The sequence below is a fragment of the Dictyobacter formicarum genome (genome assembly GCF_016587435.1).
This window is the reverse complement of record NZ_BNJJ01000015.1, coordinates 115,126-133,337: the sequence shown is the minus strand read 5'-3', so window position 1 is coordinate 133,337 and position 18,212 is coordinate 115,126. Positions and strand designations below refer to the sequence as shown.

Below are 18,212 nucleotides of genomic sequence, written 5' to 3'. Positions count from 1 at the left end.
TTCCCCTTTTCTTCCACTTTTGAGGGCTGTGTTGGAGGGCATGCCCCATCTATACTTTCCCCATGAACAGAGCACTCCACAGAGACAGAGGAGGAGACCGATGTACTACCGCATTCGCATCCAGGGACATCTGGACCCATCCTGGCAAGACCGGTTTGGGGGATTACACCTCGAGCAGCAGGAGACTGACACCACGCTGCTCTCAGGAGTGCTGCCGGATCAGTCAGCGCTCTATGGGGTGCTCTTACAGCTCATCCGGCTTGGCCTGGTGCTGCTCTCGCTTGAAACGAGCCAGGCGGAAGGTGCGTGAGCAGGCACGAGATCGCCCATGAAAGACAGATGATGTGCGCGTGACTCCGAGGGGTCATGGCGATTGAAGCACTCAGACGAAGGAGAACATCAATGAGCAATTTAGAGAGTATTGTTGATCGCTTCGAGATCGAGGCGCTGCGCGGCGAGTTCACTGACGCAGTGATGATGCGTGACCCCGACCGCCTGGCGTCGCTGTTCACCGAGGACGGCGTGTGGCAGATACCCCCCATCGTCGAACTCACTGGCCGGGAGCAGATCCGCGCCGGGAGCAAGCGGTTGCAGGGGCAGTGGGACTACTTCGTGCAAACTACGCATCCAGGCACGATCCAGCTGGAGGGCTCCACCGCGGCCGGCCGGGCCTACATCTGTGAGCTCGCGCGCCTGCGCGACGGCAGGTCTGGGCTGAACTACGCCGTGTACCACGACCGCTACCAGCGCACTGAGGGCGGCTGGAAGTTCGCCGAGCGCGTCTACGAGGTCAGATACCTCGACCACACACCGCTTGCGGGCTCGGCGCCCCAGGCAACGGAGGAAACGATGACAGTTGAAGACAACAAGAAAAACGATGAAGCCGCAATCAAAAGGGTAATAGAAGGTGGAGTCGAGGCGATTCGCGCGAAGGACCTCGATGGGGTGATGTCCATGTACGCGCCCGAACTGGTGTCGTTCGATATCGTGCCCCCGCTGCAATACGTGGGAGCAGATGCATACAGGAAACAATGGAAAGAGGTGTTCTCGTTGTTTCCAGGTCCGATCAACTATGAAATGGTTGACCTGTCCATCACGGTGGGTGATGACGTGGCATTCGCCCACAGCTTCAATCGGCTCAGCGCAACCCTGCCCACCGGGCAGAAGATCGGGAACTGGTTGCGTTGGACCGCTTGCTTTCAGAAGATGAACGGTAAGTGGCTGATCGCGCACATGCAGGCTTCGGTGCCTGTCGATTTGGAGCATGGCAAAGCGGTGCTCGACCTCAAGCCATAGCCATAATTGAAGAGACATTTTGAGATGAATCTGATCACCTGTGGACCTTTCTTCTGTTGATGAATGCTTCTCTCAGCAACGAGAGGATCGACCAGATGAGGTGAGAGGGGATAACTCATCAACAGAGTCGTCAGCAACCTTCCATCAGGTTCATCTCAAAATGGACAAAAGATAAGAAAGAGAAAACAATCGCAATGACGACTAATCTATCACAGACCGAATTCACGCAACTGGCATCAGAGCAGCAGATCGAGAAAACCGTCCAGACCCTGCAAGCGCACGGCATACAAGCTGTCATCTTTGAAACCGGCGAAGAAGCACAAAAGTATGTGCTTGACCTGATCCCCGAGGGCGCAGCGGTCTATAATTCGCCCTCGCGTACCCTTGAGGTGATTGGCCTGGCGGAGCAGATCGAACACGCAAGCCACTTTCAAGCGGTGCGCACTCAGTTATCGACACTTGATTACGCGACCCAGCGCAACGAGATGCGCAAACTGGTCGCAGCCCCCGATGTCCTGGTGGGAAGCGTCCAGGCGATCACCGAACAGGGTGAGGTGCTCATTGCATCAGCCGCTGGCAGCCAGTTAAGTGCCGCCGTCTTTGGCGCGAACACAGTGATCTGGGTGGTTGGCACACAAAAGCTCGTGCGCACGCTGGAAGAGGGACTTCGCCGTATCCGCGAATATAGCCTTCCCTTAGAAGAGGTACGTGCCCAGCAAGCCTACGGCCGGCCCAGCGCGATCAATAAACTGTTGACCATCAATGCAGAGCACGAGCCCGGTCGTATCACGATGGTCCTGGTCAAGCAGCAGCTTGGCTTCTAGGAGATCTGGTCGCAGAAAAAGAAGTAGAAGAATAAGAAAGGTGCTATAGATATGCAGGATGGAACAACAACAGGAACGCAAGAAAAGCCACGGCAGGCAGTGGTGATTGGTGCAGGCATCGCTGGCCTGCTGGCGACACGGGTGCTTGCGGAGTATTATGAGCAGGTACTGGTGGTAGAACGAGACGCATTGCCCGCAGAACCTCGACCACGTGCAGGCACACCACAGTCCCATCATCTTCATCGGGTGTTGCCACGTGGCAAGATGATTTTGGAACGCCTGTTTCCTGGTTTTCTTGATGGCTTGCTTGAGCACGGAGCTTTCTCGCTGGAGCATACCAAAAGTCTTCTGATTGCCAGGGATGGACGCACGGCCCTCAGCGCTCCCAACGCGACGGGCAAGGATGTATCGTGTAGCCGGGCTCTGCTGGAGTGGGAAATACGGAAGCGGGTGCAAGCGCTTGCAGGCGTGGGTTTTCTGTCTCATCAGGACGTGATTGGCCTCGTCGCGTCACATGACCGCAAACGTATCACAGGGATCTGCGTGCGTGAGCATGGACAACTCGCCGAGCGGACAACCTTAGCTGCGGACCTGATCGTTGACGCCAGTGGACGTTCCTCCAAACTCACCCACTGGCTCCAGGAACTGGGCTATTCTCTGCCTGAGGATGAGCAGGTCCATTCCGCCATTGGCTATAGCACTCGCTATTACCAGTTCCCGCCAGACGCGCATCACGAGTGGAGTACCGCGCTCAAACCATTCTCTCAGAGCGATGGGGTTGCGTTCTCGCTCCTTGAGAACCACACCTGCGCTATGATCATCGGCAATATCGGAGGCCATTATCCTCCTACCGATGCCGAGGCGTTTGAGCAACGACTCGCCGCCATCGGGCCATACCTTCCCACCTTGTTGCAAGACGCTCAGCCACTGAACGATCCGCGCGGCTACCGCATCCCGGTGTGTGTGCGCCATCACTTTGAGCAGATGGAGGATTGGCCCACTGGTCTGCTGGTCATGGGAGACGCCTTCTGCAATTTTGACCCCATCTACGGACAAGGCATGAGCGTGGCCGCGATTGAGGCAGAGACCCTGGCGCGTTGTTTACACGAGCAGCAGAGCTATCCTCACCCCGGCTTTGAACGGTATGTGCTCCAGCGCATGCAGGAGGCCATTGCCCCGGCCTGGTGGCTCAGTAGTGTCTCTGATCTCAATACGGCTGGAGTGACCTATACGGGTTCCTCGCCATTGCGCGGCGTCAGGTTAATCCAATTGTATCTCGACCTGTATCTCAAATATGGCCCGGTGCTTGATCGGGAATTGATCCAAAAAGGCATGCAGGGGCAAACGTATATGCTCAAAAACTTCTTGATGAATGGACTGCTGATCTCACCACGCGAAGTGATTAATGCACGCGTGCTCGCCACCTTACTCGCTGTGGGAGAAGCTTCAGAGGAGCGGCAACTGCTAGCAGAGCTTCTCCAGGGCTATCCTCAACGCTTCGAGGCGATCCTTGATGAGATCATCCCCGACTTTTCCCGCTCTTTTGAAGATCTGCAAGCCTTTGCGCAGGAGGAAGAAGTCTTAGTGTCTCAGTAGTCTGACTGATTGCAATACGGAAAACAACACGTATGGAGGAATATATGTACGTATCAATTCACTTTGTTGATGATATCATTCTTTTTCTACTGCTTATAGTATGGATCATTGCTGGATCTCAGGTTTTTCTTCTTCCCAGACAGGCGTCGTCGAAGAGGCAACGGCTGGGAATACGGAGAAGTTTGTTCTGGTTGGGATTCTCTGAACTGCTTGTGCTGATAAAGTTGGGGGCTGTTGTTGCTAAATGGGTCCTCTTTGGCTGGATTTTTGCTCAGGAGAGAATGCTTCTGGACCTCCCATTGCTGTTTCTGCCGGCTTTCTCCGTTCTCCTTTTCTCGTTTCCGTTCTTGCGCAGAATGTCGCGTAACCTCCCGCAAGATGGAGAGTCACCTGCCAAACAAGATGCTACGGCACCGGCTTTGTTGGTACCAACTCTGATAACGGTCGTTGGTGTTGTGCTCGATACCTACCTTACGCTTATATACACCGACCCTTCGTCTTTGCCTCTTATCCTGATTTTGTTTGCGCTCTTTTGTGTTGTTCTTTGGTTCTGGTATACATTTGGAAAGAAGCTACCTCTCTTCTCCAATGGGAGGAAGACACCTCAATTGGCGGAAACGCGGGTGAGATGGTGGCACCTTCCATTACGCATTGTGATTGTTCTCGCGGTAGTAGCTCTCTGCCTGACCGGCTGGTTTTCCTGGTCCGTTCAAGCGAGTCGTCTTCCTGATCGCATCCCTATGACAGGCAATATGATGGACAATATGACGGGCGGTATGACAGGTCACAATATGCAACATAGTCAGCAAAATGACGTTTCTGTGACCAGCCTTGTCGGACCGCAGAGTGGAGAGCCGAATGAGCGTTTTACTCTTGTTGCGCAGGAGGCGCAGATGCGCTTAAGTTCTGGGGCTACGGTCAATGCCTGGACCTTTAATGGACAGTTCCCAGGGCCAGAATTGCGGGTTCATCAGGGAGATCTGGTTGAGGTAAAACTGATCAACAAGCTTCCCAAAGAAGGCGTTACGTTACACTGGCATGGGCTGGATGTCCCAAATGCAGAAGACGGCGTTGCCGGGGTCACACAAAATGCCGTTCAGCCGGGAGAGAGCTTTACCTATCGTTTTGTGGTAAAGAACCAGCCAGGAACGTATTGGTATCATTCACATCAAGCGTCTCAAGAAGCGGTAGAGAAGGGGCTGTTTGGCGCGTTGATCGTGCTCCCACGAGACGATTCATTCACCGGAAAGGATATCCCGGTTCTTGCTCATAGCTGGCCAACAAAGGAGGGAAGCTATCAGCAGGCATTTGATACGTTCGATACGTTAAAACGGCTGGCCGTACAGTTGGGGACTCCTGTTCGCTTACGCCTGATTAATACCGATAGTCTCCCGATCAATTTTGTCCTCTCTGGCACCTCCTTTAAAGTAATTGCTATCGATGGGACGGATCTGCATGCTCCTACAGAACTGACCAGGCAACGGCTTCTGGTCGCCGCTGGCGGGCGGTATGATATTCAATTTACGATGCCAGATACGGCAGTGTCGCTCGATTGGCTGCAAAAGAGTTCGAAAGTGGGATTACTCCTGAGCCGAGACGGGACAGGGAACGCCCCTGCGCTGGCAGATGGTCCCGTCTTCAATCCAGCCACATATGGGAGTCCACAACAGACGCCATTTAGTCTGTCAAGTCACTTTGACAAGGAATTCTCGCTCGTGCTTGATGACATGATAGGCTTCTACGATGGCAAAATGCAATCTGTATGGCCCATCAATGGAAAAGTGTTTCCGAATACACCGATGCTGATGGTGCATGAAGGAGATCTGGTCAAAGTGAGCTTTGTCAACCGAAGCTGGATGGATCATCCAATGCATCTGCATGGACACCATATGTTGGTGCTGAGCTACAATGGGCGACCTGTCACAGGAAGTCCCTGGTGGGTTGATACGCTCAACATCGCTCCGGGAGAAAGCTATGAAGTTGCTTTTCGTGCCGATAATCTGGGGATATGAATGAATCACTGTCATAATCTCGATCATGCGGCGGCGGGGATGATCCTTCACCTGGCGTATGAAGGGGTTTCCAGCCCCTTTGAGGTCGGGCCTGGCACGGTAAACCAGCCAGAATGAAGCCCAACGCGCTGGGAGTGCTTTAGATCCACAACGAAGGGACCCACCGCGACCATCGTGCGCCGTTTCGTCGCGCGTAAGATCCTCTCTTGAGGGGGTCAAGATCACGTGTCTGACAGATCACTCTACTGAATAGAAGCCATAACATTTGTCAAGCCCCCTTTTGGGGGCGGGAATTTGTTCTCGTTTGACTGGAGAAGATCTGTTTTGGAAAAAAGACACAATCTCTCCCCCTAGCGCCTGGAAGCCTTCCAGGTGCAACCCCACCGCATTCCCTTGGGGTGGGGGGCGCATTCAATGGGTGAGCTAGCCGCGCGGCTAGCTCACCCATTGAATGCCAACCTTGTTCGCATCGTAGAAATCCTGCGTCTTGAGCAGGTGAACAGCTACGATGATCATTTTTCGCATCACGGCAACTAGAGCCATCCCTTTTTTCATGCCACGATCCAGCAGACGCTGATAGTAGTCCTTGAAGGGAGAATGTTTCTCATGCAGCGAGCGCAAGGCCGCCAGGTAGAGCAAGCGACGTACTCGTCCGCTCCCCTGTTTGGAGAGCTTGCGTTGTCCTTTCCATTTTCCGCTCTGCTTGACCTGGATATCCAACCCAACGTAGGCCACGACTTGATCCATACGGGTAAAGCGCTGCACATCCCCCAATTCGGCTCGCAGCACCACAACCGTCAGCGGCCCAAACTCGGTAACAGCAAGCAAGCGCCTTGCCTGGGGATCGTTGCTGAGCAACTGATCGATTTCTTGCTCAAGCTGAGCCAGATTGGCTTGGGTATGTTCCAACTGGTCACACACTATCGAGAGGCTCTTGGAGCGCGCGGCTACGGCTCTCCCGCTGGCAATCGAGGTGCGAGCCAGTTCAACGAGCGCTTGAGCCGTTGGGCCCACGGGTTGCGCAACCCGTGGGAATAGTCAGACCTTTCTTCCTTCTCTTCATATGCCTGAAGAACCTGTTCAACCTCCTCCATATGTTCTTCTGCCCACTGTCGCAGGGCAGCCATCAGCGGGATGAGGGTGGTTCCTAGCGGAGAGAGTGAGTATTCTACGGCAGGCGGAAGAGTCGGCGTGACCTTGCGTTCGACAATTCCCCTGCGCTCCAAATTGCGTAGCGTTTGCGTGAGCATCTTGTGGGAAATTCCTTCAATCGCACGCTCTAGCTCATTGAAGCGCGTGGGCTGCTTTTCCAGCAGAGCAAAGATGAGGGCGATCCACTTATCAGCAATCAGATCGAATACTTCCCGCGAATAACAGCGGGCCATCAGCACACTATGGGCTGAAGATCTTGGCAGTGTTCTTTTTGATCTGCTTGATCGAGACGACTGTCACGAGAAATTGAGCGGCCTTACCCAGGTCACACACATTTTCTATGCCGCATACCAGGACCGGCCAACCTGGGCTGAACTGGTTCCGCCCAATCTTGCCATGCTTGTCCATGTAATCGAGGCAATCGAACCAATTGCACCCAATTTGCAGCATGTGAGCCTGATGCAGGGCTATAAGGTCTATGGCGCGCATCTAGGCCCGTTCAAGACACCAGCTAGCGGGACTGACGCCCCTCATATGCCTCCTGAGTTCAATGTTGATCAGCAGAACTTCCTTGAGCAGCGGCAGAAGGGCAAAACCTGGACGTGGTCAGCGATTCGTCCATCTGTGGTCGGAGGCTTCGCACTGGGCAACCCGATGAATCTGGCCGCCGTGATCGCAGTCTACACCTCCATCTCGAAGGAACTAGGGCTGCCGCTGCGCTTTCCAGGCAAGACAGGCGCATACGATAAGCTGCTAGAAATGACCGACGCGGGACTACTGGCGCATGCGACCGTCTGGACCGCCACCGACGAACGATGCGCCAATCAGGCGTTCAACATCAACAACGGTGATCTTTTCCGCTGGAGCGAAATGTGACCGAAGATTGCGCACTTCTTTGACCTGGAGGTGGCTCCTCCGCTGCCAATGTCGCTGAACGTCGTTATGGCCGACAAGGAGCCACTTTGGAATGCCATGATCGAGAAGTACGGGCTTGCTCCCCACCCCTATCAAAAGATAGCGCCCTGGGGCTTCGGTGATTTTGTCTTCTCCTGGGACTATGACATGTTCGCGGACGGTTCAAAAGCTCGTCGCTTTGGCTTCCACGAGTATGTTGACACAGAAGTGATGTTCTTGAACATTTTCGAGGATTTTCGTCGCCGCAAGGTCATCCCTTAGATCGGTCATGCAGTAAACTGGTCATACTGTTCTCTGTGAGGACAATGGAGGGAAGCGGACACCCATGCCAATGACTCGCAGCATCCACCGAGGAACCTGGAGAAACAGGTGGAGCAGTTGCAAAGCAATGGGGCGCAGGTAGAGATGATCGCGCCTGATGAGGCCAGGAAAGCGGTCCTGACTTCCATCGGAGGAAACCCGCTCGCCCCCTCAGTACGAGATCTGGCTGCCCGTGCTGGTCGTGATCAGGGGCGAAGCATCGCAAATTGTGTGGCCGCCTGTGGCAATAGGCTCATTTCAGCGGCAATAAAAATAACATGTACCGATCTTCAAAAGAAGAGAAAGGATATTTTACATGATAGACATACATCATCCAAAGATTCAGAAGATCTTGCAATCGAAGGCATTTGCCTTCCTTGCGACGATTGGATCTCACGGCGAGCCACAGTCTTCTCCAATGTGGTTTTTGTGGGATGGGGAGTATCTCAAATTCACCCATACCACCAATCGACAGAAATATCAGAATATCCAGCGAGACCCGCGTGTCTCCATTTCTATTGCAGACAGGGATGATCCCCACCTTTATGCTGAGTTTCGTGAGATGGTTGAACGAATAGACGAAGACCCCAATGGAGTCTTTTATAATGCGCTGTCCGACCGCTACGAAAGTTCCTGGCGTTATCAGGATGAACCGCGTGTGATTCTCTCTGTGAAGGTGCATCACATCGTTGGTCAGGGTCTCTAATCTCTAAGAAGGAAAACAAACATGGTACTCCATCTCTCAACACGCCGATTTTTCTCGGTCAGCGCTCTACTCATTGTTCTCCTGATTGCTACCACCTTGTTTTTTTCGGTGGAACCAGTGCGAGCCTTCAATAGGACCAGTATCCATCAAAGCACAACCACGAGCAAACCAGGGTGGGTAGGGTCTTGGACTGCAAGTCCACAAGCCGCTTCTTCCCTGATCCCCTCGTTTTCCCCGCGGATCTGGCAGCACATGGTTTCGATGATCAGACGGTACGGAATATTCTCTTCACCAGCATAGGCGGTACGACAGTTCGTATTCGACTGAGTAATACCTTTGGCACTCAGGCGGTCACAATTGGCCGGGCGACAATCGGAACTGAGTTGAGTGGTGCGCAGCTTGTGTCGAATACGGTGAAGGCCGTGACATTCTCTGGACACACGGAAGTGACGATTCCTCTAGGTGCCGAAGTGGTCAGCGATCCGATTCCGCTGGCGGTGCAACCATTTGAAAACTTGGCCGTGAGTTTGTACCTGCCTCACGAGACGGGTCCGGCGACTCATCACGCGGATGCGCAACAAATCAACTTTGTGGCAGCAGGCAATCACGCCACTGATTGGGGTCTGTGGTGCAATGGAACAGAAAAGTGGTTTAGGAAAAAACGGTAAAAAGAGCAGAAGGCGCATAGAACGGAGGCACCTTCTGCTCTTTCATAGGGGAAGAACCATTTTTATGGTTCGTCGTCAGGCTGCTCTGGTGTGCGCAATGGACGATGTTGCCCAGCAGAAAGATTGTCGGGTAAGTGAAAATGATACGTGCCCGAGAAATTGATGTGCTGGGAGATCAACGGAGACAACCGGGCTACATCAGAAGCCAGCACTTCTTTGCCTGCTTCTCAAAGTTCTTCTAAGGCATCTTGCATATGGCCATTGAGTATGAATGGAACGAAAAACAACGCTAAGGAAACTGGATCAAAAAAGGCCAATTGATCAAGGGTTTGTCACGATCGGGTGAGTCGTTCTGTGGGGCATGTCTTATAGAGGCAGGCTCAGGATACGTATAAAGCTCGATCACAAAGCAATGTGTTCTATTTTCTCTTGGCAGGTGTTCTTACAAGAGAGAATTACTTATCATTATGAAATGGACGATGCCGTATCGGACGGGCATTCTGGCTCAGCGGTCAGAATAGGTGAGAACCTCTTCCCGCAGCCGTTGCACGTCGCGCATGGGTGGAACGCCGAAGAGGCTTTTGTACTCGCGATTGAAGTGGGAGGCATCCTGGTAGCCCACGCAATAAGCCGCTCCTTGAGCATCGAGATCTTCCGAAAGCATCAGACGCCGCGCCTCTTGCAGCCGCAGCCGCTTCTGGAATTGCAGGGGACTCAGCGCGGTGACGGCTTTGAAGTGCTGATGGAACGCCGAGACGCTCATGTCCAGTTCGCGGGCGAGCTGCTCGACGCGCAGAGGCTGGTCGAAGTTGTGACGGAGCCGCTCGACCGCCCTCGCGATGCGAGAAGAGTACCCCTCCGGAGTCGCCAGGTGGCGGAGCCGGGCACCCTGCTCACCCATCAGGAGCCGATAGACAATTTCCCGTGTGATCAGCGGCAGAAGGACCGGCGCTTCGGTAGGGGAATCCAGGAGCCTTACCAGCCGCACGGTAGCGTCCAGCAGGTTTCCGTCCAACGGACTAACATCGATGGCCTTCACATCCGTACGATCTCTCGGTGAGGCATGGCCGGCATCAAGCATGACCGAAGTGACAAGAGTGGGGACAAGATCCAGACGGAAACCGAGGTAGGGTCGCTCCTTCGAGGCTTCCAGGATCTGGCCGACGGTGGGCAGATCGACCGTCACTAGAAGGTAGTGAAAGGGGTCGTATCGGTAGCGGCTCTCGGCCAGGAGGAACTCCTTACTCCCTTGGGCCACCACGCACACCGACGGATTGGTCACGCTGTGAACTGGCTCAGGAGGCACGGAGTGGCGGTACAGGTGCAGCCCTTGGAGCGGTTGGACGGTCCCATCTTCGCGGATGGCTCGCCCGATCCGCTCAACCAGTTCCTTGCGGTTGGCTTGCACCCACAGGGCCTCATGTTCTCCCTGCTGGTAAATCATGACAGTCATAGCAACCCCTTTCCTGGTTTCTGTCTTGCCCATCTGGAAGATGTGCAGAATCAGACAATCATTTTCGAGAATTATTCTACCACCCTGTACGAAGGCGCGTCTATAATGACCTGCAGAGAACCTTCTTGGAAAGGGCTTTCTGACAGGAAAGATCAGCGAACACATGACGTTCGATCGTGTTGACTTCCGCAACACCATCCCTCGCTTTACGCCTGAGGCTCAAGAAGCGAATCAGGCGTTGGTTGAGCTGCTTGGCACGATCGCAGAACGCAAGCAGGTAACACTTACTCAGATAGCGCTCGCATGGCTGCTAGCGCAGAAGCCGTGGATTGTTCCCATTCCCGGCACCACGAAGCTCTCTCGCTGGAGGAAAACATCGGAGCAGTTGCCGTTAATCTCTCGTCCGACGATCTGCGCGAGATCGAGAGCGTTGCCTCACAGGTCACGATACAAGGGGCTCGGTATCCCGAACAGATGGAGCGAATGAGCGGTCGCTGAGCGAAAAAAAGGGGGTATGACGTACGTCGCATTTTGGTTTATCACGAGTGAAAAGGAGATGAAGTCGTTATGAAAACAGCAATATTTAAGGGTAAAGGCCAAATCGAAGTAAGCGAACGCCCAAAACCAACGATTCAAGAACAGACTGATGCCATCGTACGTGTTATACGGGCCTGTGTGTGCGGTTCTGACCTCTGGTTTTATCGGGGGATCTCACCACACCAAGAGGGTCCGGTCGGTCATGAGTTTATCGGCGTGGTCGAAGCAGTCGGAACTGACGTAAAAGACATCAAGAAAGGCGACTTCGTCATTGCACCTTTCGCTTTCAGCGATGGCACGTGCCCGAACTGTCAGGCCGGTTTTCACACAGCCTGCACGCATGGCGGTTTCTTTGGCATGGGGAACGAAGGTGATGGTGGGCAGGCAGAGTTTACGCGTGTCCCACACGCTGACGGTACGCTCGTTGTTGTTCCAGGTTCCGATTTTTCTGATGAAACACTGGCTTCGCTCCTGACCCTTTCAGACGTGATGGCTACTGGCTATCATGCGGCAGTCTCGGCTGGGGTGAAACAGGGAGACACCGTGGCTGTTGTTGGTGATGGTGCGGTTGGCTTGTCTGCAGTGCTGTCCGCCAAGCTCCTCGGTGCCAGGCGCATTATTGTGATGAGCCGCCAAGCTGAGCGCCAGGCGCTTGCTCATGAGTTCGGTGCAACTGACATTGTCGAGGAGCGTGGTAATGAGGCCGTCAAATCCATCATGGCTTTGACGGATGGCATCGGTGTTGACGCGGTGCTTGAGTGTGTCGGAACAAAGGAAGCGAACCAGACATCCTTTGCGATTGCGCGAGCCGGCTCGATTGTCGGTCGTGTTGGTGTGCCACACGATGTAGAGATTCCGGCCGAGGGGACGTTCTATCGCAATGTTGGGATGCGCGGTGGTCCCGCTCCGGCTCGTGCCTACATGGCTGAACTGCTGGATGCGGTCCTCACTGGTAAGATTCACCCGGGCCGCGTCTTTGATTTCACCACCGATCTTGACCATATTGCCGACGCCTATGCCGCGATGGATGAGCGCCGCGCGATTAAATCCCTGATCAAAGTAGGGGCGATGTAGAAAACGTGAAAGAAACGGCTGGACGGCGCACAACGATCTTAGCAATAATTCTCATGAGCTATTTCATGGTTGTGCTGGATTGGTGCGAGCTTTAGTTTTCTCTACTTCTTCTCACAATTCCTGCAAAACGGCAGAGGCTACAGCCCGTTCCAGACGGGCATAGCATTCCTGCCGTTGCCGCTTGCGCGACTATTACGCAAGCTTGCAGCCGCCGTTCATTCCAGGAATGGATATTGCCGGGGCTATCGACGAGGTCGGCGACGGAGCCGAACGGTCGCATGGCTGGTCAGTCGGCCAGGATGTCGTGGCAGTCGTCGACAATCACGGCAGCTACGGCGGCTACAGTCAGTACGTCGTCGTCCCGGCATCCTCGGTTGCCCGCAAGCCAACGGGATCGACCTTTGTTGAGGCGTCGACATTCCTGATGAATGCTCTCACTGCCCGCGTTGCTCTTAACACCCTCGCGCTGCCCGCCGGCGCCACGCTGGGAGTTACCGGCGGAGCCGGTGCCTTCGGCGGCTACGTCAATCCAGCTTGCGGCCGCCGAGGGTCTTCATGTGGTCGCAGACGCCGCTGAGACTGACGTCGACCTCATCCGCTCCTTCGGTGCCAGTGAGATTGTGCGTCGTGGCGACGGTATGGCGCAACGGTTCCGCAATGTCGTGTCCGCTAGGCTCGACGCAGTCGCCGACGGCGCGTTGTTGTGCGAGCAGATCACCCCGGCAATCCGCAACGGCGGGCAAATCGTCGTCGTGCGTTTCTGGGATGGTGAGCCAGGCCGCGACATCACCGTGCACCGGATCAATGTCCGCGGTTCAGTGACTGACCACGCGGACATTGCGCGTTTGGCCGAGCAGGTCGAGTCCGGAGTCCTTACTCTCAGGGTGACCGCCGTGTTTCCAGCCGACCAGGCAGTCGACGCGCACCGGATGCTCGATCGTGGTGGGGTTCGGGGCCGCATCGTTTTAGAGTTCTAGACAGGAACTCCTTGCTGCCTTGCGCAGCCATGCATAGAAATGGCTCGACCACACAGTAAACCCGCTCCAGAGGCACAAAGTGGCGATACAGATGCAACCCTTGGAGCGATTGGGCGGTCCCATCTTCGCGGATGGCCTGCCCGATCCGCTCCACCAGAGCCTCACGGTTGGCTTGCATCAGTTCGGCCTCGCGTGCGCATCATCACATCCATAGCAATCTCTTCTCTGGTTTCTCTATCATCTCTTGGGAAATTCTGCAGCATCAGGCAATCATTTTCCGCAATTATTCTATTACCCTGCGCTCCAGAGCGTCTATACTGCTCTCAGATAGAGGATACTGTTCCAGATAAGTTGGGACGTCCCTTTGAGGAAAGATCTGCCATTGTATAGGCATGAGACCTGTCAGATAGAGGGGCCAATTCATCAGCGAATACTCATGGAAAAAGTTTTCCGAAGCAAGTCAGGGTCATCAGCATTGATGACTTTATCGCGGAACAAACATGATAGAAAAGAGTGTAAAGTCGGTATGCATCCTAAAATTATTTGTCATATGGTCAGTTCAGTTGACGGTCGCTTGCTGGTTGATCGGTGGGCCAAACCTGCCGCCGGAATCGATGAGACACTTTTGCACGGATACTACAACCAAATTTCCAGTCGATTTCATGCCGACGGCTGGATGGTCGGACGCACTACGATGGAGGATTATGCCAAAGGCACCGCCCGCAAGATCGAAAAACCGATGATTGACCTGCGCGAACCGTTCATCGGCAATCGTAACGGGCGCGCTGTCGCGGTCGTCATCGATCTTCATGGGAAGCTCCATTACGGACAGGACCACGCCGATGGCGACCACATTATCGCTGTTCTCAGAGAGAACGTATCGGACGATTACCTTGCTGAGCTTCATCATGACGGCGTTTCCTACCTCTTTACCGCCTCGAAGGGCGATGAGGGCAATGAATCCCAAAGTAGAGAGCTGCAGTATGCGATGAATGTTCTCAGTGACACCTTCGGCATCAAAACCCTTCTTCTCGAAGGAGGTGGCATGACGAATGGCTTCTTCCTGAAAGCCGGATTGATCGATGAAATCAGCCTGCTGGTCTATCCCGGTATTGATGGCCTTGCTGGTGTGCCGAGCATTTTTAATTATCTCGGCAAAGCCAATGAACGGCCCGCTGAGGGTCAATCGTTACGCCTTATCGGCACGGAATTCCTAGAGGGAGGGATGGTATGGCTCCATTATGCAGTGGAGAAAAGTCCGTCAGGCCAGTGAGAGGGATGAAAGATGTGCAGAATTAGACAATCATTTTCGAGAATTCTTCTACCACCCTGTGCGAAGGCGCGTCTATAATTGTGACAGACAGAGAACATGTTTCGCTGCTTGTGCATGCAAGCAGGGCCTTTCTTCAAGAAGGAACAACCTGAAAACCGCAAGATACGGGATCGTGAGTCTTCATGCGTGACCAACAAAGCTCTCTCGTTGGCGGATTTTGTGGATATTTAATGCTGTGAGTCACATTATCTGCCTTGTTTGAAAGAAAGGGGAAAGATATGCAGTACACACGTCTTGGGCGAACGGGACTCAAGATCAGCCGTTTATGCCTTGGCACGATGAACTTCGGCATGGTGGCGGACGAGACCACCAGCTTCGGGATCATGGACAAGGCTCTGGAGACCGGGATCAATTTCATCGACACCGCGGACGTGTACGGGGGCCCGCAGTCCCCAGACATGGAGCAGGGCTATGGTATCTCCGAGGAGATCATCGGGCGATGGCTGGCCCAGAGTGGCCGGCGCGAGCGGATTGTCCTGGCGACCAAGGTGTACCAGCCGATGGGGACCGGCCCCAATGACCGGCACCTGTCCGCCTACCACATCCGCAAAGCCTGCGAGGACAGCCTGCGTCGCCTCCAGACCGATCACATCGACCTCTACCAGATGCATCACATCGACCGCGCGACGCCGTGGGAGGAGATCTGGCAGGCGATGGAGCAGTTAGTGCGCGAAGGCAAGGTGATCTATGTTGGCAGTAGCAACTTCGCCGCCTGGAACATTGCACAGGCCAATGAGACGGCCCGTCATCGCCACTTCCTGGGGCTGGTTTCCGAGCAGAGCCTCTACAATCTGCTCACCCGCACGGTGGAGCTAGAGGTGTTGCCTGTCTGTGAGGCATATGGATTGGGTGTCATTCCCTGGAGTCCTCTGGGCGGTGGCTTGCTCTCTGGCGCGTTGCGGAAGGCAGAAGCGGGTCGCCGAGCCAGTTCCGGCGTAAAGGTCGCCATAGAGCAAAATCGCACAAAACTGGAGGCGTATGAGCACTTGTGTACCCAATTGGGAGAGGAACCGGCACAGGTGGCACTGGCCTGGCTGCTGGCGAACCCCGTCGTGACGGCACCCATCATCGGGCCGCGCACCACCGAGCAGCTTGACGAGAATCTGCGTGCGCTTGAGATAGCCATGTCGAAAGAGACGCTTTCCAAACTCGACGAGATCTTCCCCGGTCCAGGTGGGGCTGCTCCCGAAGCTTATGCCTGGTAAGAAAGGCAGGCTGCAATGCCTGGGGATATGCTCAAGCCGCTCATCATGAAAAGGAGATGAAATCAAGATGAACGAATGGTTCGACGGGAAAGTTGCGCTGGTGACTGGGGCCGGTTCAGGCATCGGTCTGGCGACCGCGAAAGCCTTCGCGGAGGCGGGGGCGGCAGTGGTGCTGGCGGACATCCAAGAGGAAGCGGTATGTGCTGCCGCAGAACAACTTGAAGCCTCCGGTCGGAAGGCTCTCGCTCTTCGCTGCGATGTGACCAATGACGATCAGGTGGCATCCCTGATCGAGCGAACCGTGTCCAGCTTCGGGCGACTGGACGCGGCATTCAACAACGCGGGTGTCATGCAACGCCGTGCTGACACGGCAGACATCAGCAGCGACGAGTGGGATCGCGTGCTGGCAATCAACCTGCGCGGGGTGTGGAGCTGTATGAAATACGAGTTGCGCCAGATGCTCAGGCAAGGCGGCGGTACCATTGTCAATTGCTCGTCGATTAGCGGTGTCGTCGGCAATCCCGGACTGGGGGCCTATCAGGCCGCCAAGCACGGCGTGCTCGGCCTGACGCAGACTGCCACCCTCGACTACGCCGCCCGTGGCATCCGTATCAACGCGGTTTGCCCAGGGACCATCCAGACGCCAATGACGCAGGCGATGATCGGCGGTAATTCTACTACCCTGACCCGGATGGTGCAGGACGAACCAATTGGGCGTCTGGGCGAGCCAGAGGAGATTGCGAGTGCCGTTCTCTGGCTCTGTAGCCCTGGTGCCAGCTTTGTAATCGATCACGCGCTCCTGGTGGACGGTGGCTATACGGCACGCTGAAGATGACTGTTATGAGCTATTCCGTAATAATGAGCTTAACGCCCAGCACACGCTGCTGACAAGCGTCCTCAACAAGAAGGAGATGGAACATGCGAGCAACTAGGGGTCCCGACATTTTTGCCCCCCCAAAATCCCCGCTAAGGGGGCGAGGTGATGCTGCCTGATTTTTTCCCGCTAAGCCCTGTCTGTCGATTACGTGTTCACAAAGCAATGTGTTCTATTCGCTCCTCAGTCCGTTTCCCATCATGCATCCTCTTTTGTGGCGAGGAGAGCAATGCGTGCGTTCACGGAAGAGCGATAGATGACGGTTCTGGCGAGTTGTTCGAGATCAACTCCAGAGGCTGTCAATTGTTCAACACCAGCCGAGGCGATCATAGTGGCGAGCGTTTCGCCTGGACAGATGTGGGGACCTGCCCCGAAGGTAAATATGTGTCGGTCCTTTCTAAAAATGTCAAATTGCTCAGGGTTTGGATTGGCCAATGGATCACGATTTGCAGCTGCCAAAACGACGAGAACAACATCACCCTCTTTCATTTCTTGATTCGCAACCCTTCCATCCTGAGCGAGGAAGCGGCGTGTATTCTGAATGGGTGGGTCGTATCGAAGCACCTCTTTGATCACAGAGCGAAAAAGACTGGGATCGGCTCTCACCTGTTCACGCACAGTGCGATGAGAAGCTAACGCGACGATGGTATTGCCGATCAAACCAGCCGTTGCCTCATAGGCTTGAGATAAGAAGCCGATTCCATTGGCGACAATAACCTCTGTCTCTTCACATCCGACTTGCTTCGCCTCTTCTGCGAGCGTTGCAAGCAGACCAGCGGAGCGTCCCACTTGTTGAGAGCTTAAAAGAGAGTGAAACAGATCACGCAAATGATCTGCTGCTTCCTTCCCTCGTTTCACCTGTTCAGGACTGCTGGATGGCGCGAGACAAGGGACAAAATCACTCATCCACAGTGCTATTTGGTGCAGGGTATCGTGCGGGACACCGAGCAGGCTCGCGATTACATAGACTGGCAGATGAAAGGAAAAATCAGAGCAATAGCTGGAAGCCGCCTTTTGTCCGACCTCGTCGATGAGAACCTGTGCCCATTTGTGGCTCTGGTCCGCAATTTGAGTTGCATCAATTGATTTTAATATTGTAGAGACGGCTTGCTTGAAAGGGCAATGGCCGTTGCTATCGTTCATACGAACGAGGTATCGAAAGATATCAGCGACCGATGATCCAAGCAATGTTTTGGGAATAGGTTCTGTCAGCGGTCGTACTCGACAGTGATCACTTGTCAGAACAGCGTTCACCGCAGCAGCGCTTGAGGCGATCCAAAGTTCTTGTGT

At 54.5% G+C, this 18,212-nt stretch carries 19 protein-coding genes and 4 pseudogenes; 18 read left to right on the top strand and 5 right to left on the bottom strand.

Annotation, left to right across the window (positions count from 1 at the left end):
- Positions 1-100 precede the first annotated feature (100 nt).
- The 6 genes and pseudogenes from JMI88_RS24920 (at position 101) to JMI88_RS24895 (ending at position 5,728) form a co-directional block, all read left to right on the top strand.
- Positions 101-310 (top strand): DUF8691 family protein, encoded by a 210-nt coding sequence (locus JMI88_RS24920; RefSeq protein WP_201364669.1) that lies wholly within the window; start codon positions 101-103, stop codon positions 308-310.
- Positions 311-402: 92 nt separating this feature from the next.
- Positions 403-849: pseudogene (locus JMI88_RS40850) on the top strand (nuclear transport factor 2 family protein); the annotation flags it as partial.
- Positions 850-1,296 (top strand): YybH family protein, encoded by a 447-nt coding sequence (locus JMI88_RS40845; RefSeq protein WP_201364762.1) that lies wholly within the window; start codon positions 850-852, stop codon positions 1,294-1,296.
- A 194-nt stretch (positions 1,297-1,490) separates the two neighbouring features.
- Positions 1,491-2,120, top strand: coding sequence for a lactate utilization protein (locus JMI88_RS24905; protein ID WP_201364668.1), 630 nt, complete (start codon positions 1,491-1,493; stop codon positions 2,118-2,120).
- A gap of 51 nt (positions 2,121-2,171) precedes the next feature.
- The gene (locus JMI88_RS24900) at positions 2,172-3,716 is read left to right on the top strand and encodes an FAD-dependent oxidoreductase (protein WP_201364667.1); all 1,545 of its coding nucleotides are present in this window, start codon (positions 2,172-2,174) and stop codon (positions 3,714-3,716) included.
- A gap of 44 nt (positions 3,717-3,760) precedes the next feature.
- Positions 3,761-5,728, top strand: coding sequence for a multicopper oxidase family protein (locus JMI88_RS24895; protein ID WP_201364666.1), 1,968 nt, complete (start codon positions 3,761-3,763; stop codon positions 5,726-5,728).
- 435 nt (positions 5,729-6,163) lie between these two features.
- Here JMI88_RS24895 and JMI88_RS24890 read toward each other — a convergent pair whose 3' ends face one another.
- Both JMI88_RS24890 and JMI88_RS24885 read right to left on the bottom strand, forming a co-directional pair.
- Positions 6,164-6,742, bottom strand: coding sequence for a transposase (locus JMI88_RS24890; RefSeq protein ID WP_236023055.1), 579 nt, complete (start codon positions 6,740-6,742; stop codon positions 6,164-6,166).
- Entirely contained in the window at positions 6,676-7,113 is a 438-nt protein-coding gene (locus tag JMI88_RS24885) for a winged helix-turn-helix transcriptional regulator (protein ID WP_236023054.1), read from the bottom strand. The genes JMI88_RS24890 and JMI88_RS24885 overlap by 67 nt, the downstream gene beginning before the upstream one ends.
- Before the next feature lie 40 nt (positions 7,114-7,153).
- On the opposite strand from JMI88_RS24885, the pseudogene JMI88_RS40840 reads away from it, so the two are divergent.
- From JMI88_RS40840 to JMI88_RS24865, 3 genes and pseudogenes are all read left to right on the top strand, one after another.
- Positions 7,154-8,056: pseudogene (locus tag JMI88_RS40840) on the top strand (SDR family oxidoreductase); the annotation flags it as partial.
- A gap of 355 nt (positions 8,057-8,411) precedes the next feature.
- A complete protein-coding gene (locus tag JMI88_RS24870) occupies positions 8,412-8,801 on the top strand; it encodes a PPOX class F420-dependent oxidoreductase (protein ID WP_201364663.1) in 390 nt (129 codons plus the stop codon).
- A 173-nt stretch (positions 8,802-8,974) separates the two neighbouring features.
- Positions 8,975-9,469, top strand: a complete 495-nt coding sequence (locus JMI88_RS24865; protein WP_201364662.1) for a hypothetical protein — start codon at positions 8,975-8,977, stop codon at positions 9,467-9,469.
- A 62-nt stretch (positions 9,470-9,531) separates the two neighbouring features.
- On the opposite strand, the gene JMI88_RS24860 is transcribed toward JMI88_RS24865, so the two are convergent.
- Positions 9,532-9,681 (bottom strand): hypothetical protein, encoded by a 150-nt coding sequence (locus tag JMI88_RS24860; protein ID WP_201364661.1) that lies wholly within the window; start codon positions 9,679-9,681, stop codon positions 9,532-9,534.
- A 293-nt stretch (positions 9,682-9,974) separates the two neighbouring features.
- Positions 9,975-10,922, bottom strand: a complete 948-nt coding sequence (locus JMI88_RS24855; RefSeq protein WP_201364660.1) for an AraC family transcriptional regulator — start codon at positions 10,920-10,922, stop codon at positions 9,975-9,977.
- A 124-nt stretch (positions 10,923-11,046) separates the two neighbouring features.
- Here JMI88_RS24855 and JMI88_RS24850 point away from each other — a divergent pair.
- The 9 genes and pseudogenes from JMI88_RS24850 to JMI88_RS40830 form a co-directional block, all read left to right on the top strand.
- Positions 11,047-11,420 (top strand): annotated as a pseudogene (locus JMI88_RS24850) (aldo/keto reductase); the annotation flags it as partial.
- Positions 11,421-11,489: 69 nt separating this feature from the next.
- Positions 11,490-12,533, top strand: coding sequence for a zinc-dependent alcohol dehydrogenase family protein (locus tag JMI88_RS24845; RefSeq protein WP_201364659.1), 1,044 nt, complete (start codon positions 11,490-11,492; stop codon positions 12,531-12,533).
- A gap of 226 nt (positions 12,534-12,759) precedes the next feature.
- Positions 12,760-12,861, top strand: a pseudogene (locus tag JMI88_RS40835) (NADP-dependent oxidoreductase); the annotation flags it as partial.
- Positions 12,862-12,957: 96 nt separating this feature from the next.
- Entirely contained in the window at positions 12,958-13,110 is a 153-nt protein-coding gene (locus JMI88_RS24835; protein ID WP_201364657.1) for a hypothetical protein, read from the top strand.
- Positions 13,091-13,510 carry a zinc-binding dehydrogenase gene (locus JMI88_RS24830; protein WP_201364656.1) on the top strand — a complete coding sequence of 140 codons (420 nt, stop codon included), beginning with the start codon at positions 13,091-13,093 and terminating at the stop codon, positions 13,508-13,510. Before JMI88_RS24835 ends, JMI88_RS24830 begins: the two co-directional genes overlap by 20 nt.
- Positions 13,511-13,601: 91 nt before the next feature.
- The gene (locus JMI88_RS40205) at positions 13,602-13,724 is read left to right on the top strand and encodes a hypothetical protein (RefSeq protein ID WP_268906015.1); all 123 of its coding nucleotides are present in this window, start codon (positions 13,602-13,604) and stop codon (positions 13,722-13,724) included.
- Positions 13,725-14,036: 312 nt separating this feature from the next.
- Positions 14,037-14,783, top strand: coding sequence for a dihydrofolate reductase family protein (locus JMI88_RS24825; RefSeq protein WP_201364655.1), 747 nt, complete (start codon positions 14,037-14,039; stop codon positions 14,781-14,783).
- A gap of 278 nt (positions 14,784-15,061) precedes the next feature.
- Complete coding sequence (locus tag JMI88_RS24820; RefSeq protein ID WP_201364654.1) at positions 15,062-16,048, top strand: aldo/keto reductase; 987 nt, start codon at positions 15,062-15,064, stop codon at positions 16,046-16,048.
- A 67-nt stretch (positions 16,049-16,115) separates the two neighbouring features.
- A complete protein-coding gene (locus tag JMI88_RS40830; RefSeq protein WP_201364653.1) occupies positions 16,116-16,877 on the top strand; it encodes a glucose 1-dehydrogenase in 762 nt (253 codons plus the stop codon).
- 243 nt (positions 16,878-17,120) lie between these two features.
- Here JMI88_RS40830 and JMI88_RS24810 read toward each other — a convergent pair whose 3' ends face one another.
- On the bottom strand, positions 17,121-18,176 hold the full coding sequence (locus JMI88_RS24810; protein ID WP_201364652.1) for a cytochrome P450: 1,056 nt from the start codon (positions 18,174-18,176) through the stop codon (positions 17,121-17,123).
- Positions 18,177-18,212 lie beyond the last annotated feature (36 nt).